General features: G+C 73.4%; 1 protein-coding gene. It reads right to left on the bottom strand.

The window, feature by feature from the left end; all coding sequences use genetic code 11:
* On the bottom strand, positions 1-5,941 hold a 5,941-nt coding region (locus Q8814_RS23710; protein WP_456239119.1), incomplete at its 3' end, for an amino acid adenylation domain-containing protein.
* Positions 5,942-5,946 lie beyond the last annotated feature (5 nt).

The raw sequence follows: 5,946 nt of genomic DNA, 5'->3' as shown, positions 1-5,946 counted from the left end.
GGTCGCCGTCGATGACCGCGACGGTGTCCGGGCCGGCGGCGACGGCGTCGGCGAGCAGGTCGGGCCAGACCCGCGCGGGGCCGCCGGCCGGTCCCGTGGCGGGCACCAGGCTGTGGTGGTCCCGCTCGGTGAGCAGGTCGAGGTCGCCGACCGGCCGGTCGGGAGCGGTGGTGACGGCGTCGAGCAGTCGTACGAACCGGTCGGCGAAGCCGGTGACGGTGTCGGCGTCGAACAGGTCGGTGGCGTAGACGAACGCGGCGTCGTATCCCCCCTCCGGGTGGTCGGCGACGAGCAGTTCGAGGTCGAAGTTGGCCACGGCGGGATCGAGTTGCAGCCCGCGCACGGTCAGGTTCGGCAGTTCCAGGTCGGGGCGGGCGGTGTTCTGGAATTCGAGGGCGACCTGGAACAGCGGCGAATGCGCGGTCGAGCGGGGCGGGTCGACCGCTTCGACGACCCGCTCGAACGGCAGGTCGGTGTGCGCGAACGCGTCGAGGTCGCTGTCGGTGACCTCGCGCAGCAGCTCGGTGAACGTCGCGGCGCCGGGAACCCGGGTGCGCAGCACGACGGTGTTGACGAACATGCCGATCACGTCGTCGAGGGCGCGGTGGCCGCGCCCGGCGACGGGGCTGCCGATCGCGATGTCGTCGCTGTCCGCGAGCCGGGCCAGCAGCACGGCCAGGGCGGTGTGCACGGCCATGAACGCGGTGCTGCCGTGGGCGGCGGCGAGCCGGGTCAGGCGGGTGTGCAGGTCGGCGGGGACGGGGAACCGCACGATGTCGCCGCGGAAGGACTGCCGGGCGGGGCGGGGACGGTCGGTGGGCAGGGTCAGCACGTCGGGGAGCCCGGCGAGCCGCGCGCGCCAGTATTCGCTCTGACCGGTGTGCAGCGACGCCGGGTCGGCGGGGTCGCCGAGCCGGTCGAGTTGCCACAGGGTGTAGTCGGCGTACTGCACCTCGAGCGGGGTCCAGGTGGGGGCGTCGCCGCGGGTGCGGGCCTGGTAGGCGGTCAGCAGGTCCCGGCCCAGCGGGGCGGTGGAGAATCCGTCGCCCGCGATGTGGTGCAGCACCAGCACCGCGACGTGTTCGTCGCGGCCGAGCGCGTACACCCGGGCGCGGAGCGGGACGTCGACGGTGACGTCGAAGCCGGTGGTGGTGAAGGCGGTGGCGGCGGTGAGGACGGTGTCGTCGGTGGCGGGCTCCACGTCGAGGGTGAGTGGCACGTCGTCGGCGTCGAGGATGCGCTGGTAGGGGCCGGCGGCGGTGGCGGGATAGACGGTGCGCAGCGATTCGTGCCGGACCAGCAGGTCGTGCAGGGCGGCGCCGAGCGCGGCCACCGACAGGTGTCCGCTCAGGTGGATGGCGAAGGGGATGTTGTAGGCGGCGGAGGTGGTGTCGAACTGGTTGATGAACCACAGTCGCTGTTGCGCCGGGGACAGCGGGATGTGGTCGGGGCGCGGGTGCGGGGTGGGGGCGCCGCTCGGGGCGGTGTGGCCGGCGGCGGTGAGGCGGGCGGCGAGGTCGCGGACGGTGGGGGCTTCGAACAGGGTGCGCACCGCGATGTCGATGCCGAGGGCTTCGCCGAGGCGGGCGACGGCGCGGGTGGCGGTCAGGGAGTTGCCGCCGAGGTCGAAGAAGTTCGCGGTCGCGCCGATGCGGTCGTGCTCGAGCAGGTCGGCGACGATACCGGCGACCGCGTGCTCGGTGCCGGTCGTCGGTTCGACGTATTCCACGCCGGCCCCGAAATCCGGTGCGGGCAGGGTCTTGCGGTCGAGTTTGCCGTTGGCGGTGAGGGGCAGCGCGTCGAGCACCATTGCGGCGGTCGGCACCATGTGTCGCGGCAGGTGCGCGGCGGCGTGCGCGAGCACGGCATTCCGATCGAGCTCGCCGACCACATACGCGACGAGGTGCTCCCCGGCAACGGCGTCGCGATGCAGCACGACGACGGCCTGGGCGACGGCGTCGTGCGCGAGCAGGGCCGTCTCGATCTCCCCGAGCTCGATGCGCTGGCCGCGGAGCTTGACCTGGAAGTCGCTGCGTCCCACGTATTCGAGGGCGCCGTCGGTGCGCCACCGCACCATGTCGCCGGTGCGATACAGGCGGGCGCCCCCGGCCGGGTCGGCGACGAAGCTCGCCGCCGTCTGTCCGGGTGCCGCGTGGTAGCCGCGGGCGAGCTGGACCCCTCCGAGATACAGCTCGCCCTCGACACTCACAGGGACGGGTCGCAGCCGGGCGTCGAGCACGTGCACGGAGGTGTTCCATACGGGTGTACCGATGGGGACGGGGTTCTCGCCCGCCACGGTCGGGTGGGCGGTGACGTCGACCGCCGCCTCCGTCGGCCCGTACAGATTGTGCAGGGGCACACCGAGCGCGTCGGCGAATCGGGCGACGGTCGCGGCGGGCAGCGCCTCACCGCTGGTGAACACCTGCCGCACACTCGCACAGCGCGTGAGGTCGGCGCCGGCGAGGAACACGTCGAGCATCGACGGCACGAAATGCAGTGTGGTGACCCGATATCGGTCGATGACCCGCGACAGGTAGCGGGGGTCGCGGTGCCCGTCCGGGGTCGCGAGCACCAGGGCGGCGCCGGTGAGCAAGGGCCAGAACAGTTCCCACACCGACACGTCGAAGGTGGTGGGGGTTTTCTGCAGGACGGTGTCGGCGGCGGTCAGCGGGTAGGTGTGCTGCATCCACGCGAGCCGGTTGACGATCGCGGTGTGCGTGACGGTGACGCCCTTGGGGCGGCCGGTGGAGCCGGAGGTGTAGATCAGGTAGGCGGCGCTGTCGCCGGTCAGCGGCGCCGGCCGGTCCGCGGTGGTGATGGGGGCGGCGGATTCGGTGCTGGTGTCGAGACGGTCCAGGTGCAGCGCGGCGGCGGGGTCGGGCAGCGTGGTGTCGGCGCCGGCAGCGGTCAGGGTCAGGACCGGGCGGGCGCTGTCGAGGACGTAGCGCAGCCGTTCGGTGGGGTGGTCCGGGTCGAGGGGCAGATACGCCGCGCCGGTCTTGACCACGGCGTAGAGACCGACGAGCAGCTCGACCGAGCGGGGCAGTGCGAGCGCGACGACCCGTTCGGGGCCGGCGCCGGCGCGCAGCAGCACCCGGGCCAGCCGGTTGCTCGCGGCATCGAATTCGGCGTAGCTGAAGGTGGTGTCGCCGACGACGAGGGCGGGCGCGTCGGGTGTCGCGGTGACCTGCGCGGCGAACAGCTCGGGCAGGGTCGCGGTGGGGATCGGGGCGGCGGTGGCGTTCCAGTGCTGCAGCAGCCGGGCGCGTTCGGGGCCGGTGAGCAGGTCGAGGTCGCCGACCGGGGTGTCCGGCGCCGCGGTCACGGCGGCGAGCAGCCGCACGAACCGGTCGGTCAGCGCGGCGGCGGTGTCGGCGTCGAACAGGTCGGTGGCGTAGGACAGGGCCCCGCCGAGGGTGGGGCCGTCGCGGCCGGGCTGTTCCTGTAGGAGCAGGTGCAGGTCGAATTTGGTGGTGTCGGTGTCGATTTCCTGCAGATCGACGGTCAGGTCGGGCAGTTCGAGGTGCGCGGCGGTGTTGTTCTGGAACGCGAGCATCACCTGGAACAGCGGCGCGTACGCCGCGGAGCGGGCGCCGGTGAGGGTGTCGACGAGCATGTCGAAGGGCAGGTCGCCGTGCGCGAACGCGGCGAGGTCCTGCTCGCGCACCGCGGTGAGGTAGTCGCGGAACGGGGTGCGGGCCGGCACCGTGGTGCGCAGGGTGACGGTGTTGACGAACATGCCGACCAGGTCGTCGAGGGCGCGGTCGCCGCGGCCGGAGACGGGGGTGCCCACGGTGATGTCGTCGGTGCCCGACATCCGGGCGAGCAGCGCGGCGAGCACGGCGTGGACGACCATGAATTCGGTGGCGCCGTGCGCGTGGGCGAGGGTGGTGACCTGCCGGTACAGGCCGGGGTCGACGTCGAAGCGGACGGTGGCGCCGCGGAAGGACTGTTGTGGGGGTCGGGGCCGGTCGGTGGGCAGCGCCGTCACCTCGGGGGCACCGGCGAGGCGGGTGCGCCAGAAGTCGAGTTGGGTGGCGGTGCGGGAGGACGGATCGGTGGGGTCGCCGAGGACGTCGGCGAACCACAGGGTGTAGTCGGCGTACTGCACCGGCAGCGGCGCCCAGTCCGGGGCGTGACCGCGGGCGCGGGCCGCGTAGGCGGTCATCAGGTCGCGGGCCAGCGGCGCGAGGGACGCCCCGTCCGCGGCGATGTGGTGCACGACCACCGCGAGCACGTGCTCGTCGGGGCCGGTGCGCAGCAGGCGGGCGCGCACGGGCAGGTCGGTGGTGACNTCGNACCCGGTGGTGGCGCACGCGGCGAGCGCGGTGTCCACCGCGGTCGGGGGCACCGGGTCCACCGACAGGTCCAGTCCGGTGCCGGGGGTGGGCAGCACCGTCTGCACCGCGCCGTCGGTGGTGGCGGGGAACACGGTGCGCAGCGCCTCGTGCCGGTCGAGCAGGTCGGTCAGGGCCGCGGCGAGGGCGGGCACGTCGAGGTGGCCGGTCAGCCGGATCGCGACGGGAATGTTGTAGGCGGCCGAGCCGGTGTCGAGTTGGTTGACGAACCACAGGCGTTGCTGGGCCGCCGAGACCGGGATCCGGTCGGGGCGCGGTGCCGGCACCAGCGGCGGGTGCGCGCCGGGTCCGGTGTCGCCGAGCCGTGTGGTCAGGGCCCGCACGGTGGGGGCCTCGAACAGGGTGCGGACCCCCACGTCGGCACCGAGCGCGTCGTTGATGCGGGCCACCACCCGGGTGGCGATCAGCGAGTTGCCGCCCAGGTCGAAGAAGCTGTCGTCGAGACCGACCGTGTCGACGCCGAGCTGGTCGGCGAACACCGCGGCGATCGCGGTTTCGGCGGGGGTGGTGGGCACTGCGGTGGGGTCGGCGCCGGCACCGAAGCTGGGTTCGGGCAGGGCGCGGCGGTCGAGTTTGCCCACCGGTGTCAGCGGGAGGGTGTCGAGCGGGACGAGCGCGGCGGGCACCATGTGCGCGGGCAGGCGCCGCCCGAGGTGGGCGAGCAGGGTGTCGGTGTCGATGCGCTGCCCGGTGTCGGGCAGGACGTAGGACACCAGCATCGGGTCGCCGGACGGGGCGGTGCGGCCCATGGTGACCGCGAACGCGACCGAGGGATGGTCGGCGAGGGCGGCGTCGATTTCGCCGAGTTCGATGCGGAAGCCGCGGATCTTGACCTGGAAGTCGGAGCGGCCGAGGTATTCGGCGGTGTCGCGGGGTTCGTCGCTGCCGGTGGGGACGGCACGCCAGCGCACCACGTCGCCGGTGCGGTACATGCGGCTGCCCGGGGCGCCGTGCAGGTCGGCGACGAAGCGGGTGGCGGTCAGGCCGGGTTTGCCGAAGTAGCCGCGGGTCACGCCGGCACCGCCGATGTACAGCTCGCCCGGCACCCCGACCGGCACCGGGTGCAGCCGGCCGTCGAGGATGGTTTCGGTGACCCCGCACACGGGGGTGCCGATGGGCACGGTCTCCCCCGCGGTGAGCGGATCGGCGATGTTGACCACGATGGTGGTTTCGGTGGGGCCGTAGGCGTTGTACACCCGGCGCCCGGGGGCCCACCGCGCCACCAGTTCCGGGGGGCAGGCTTCGCCGGCGACGGTGACCACCGGGCAGTCCACGACGGTGGGGTCGACGGAGGCCAGCGCCGCGGGTGTGGAGAACGCGTGGGTGATGCGGTCGTCGCGGAGCAGCCGGGCCAGTTCGTCGCCGCCGTACACGGTGGCCGGGACGATCACCAGGGTCGCGCCGATCCCGAAGGCGGTCATGTATTCGAAGATCGATGCGTCGAAGCTCGGGGACGAGAAGTGGGACACGCGCGCGGTCGGGGGCGGCGCCAGCCGCGCGTGCAGGGTGGCGGCGAGGTTGGCGAGCCCGCGGTGCGGGACGACGACGCCTTTGGGGCGGCCGGTGGAGCCGGAGGTGTAGATCAGAT

Source organism: Rhodococcus chondri, assembly GCF_036327435.1.
Lineage (GTDB): Bacteria > Actinomycetota > Actinomycetes > Mycobacteriales > Mycobacteriaceae > Rhodococcus > Rhodococcus chondri.
Note: the sequence above shows the minus strand (reverse complement) of the source record. Positions and strands in the feature narration are given on the sequence as shown.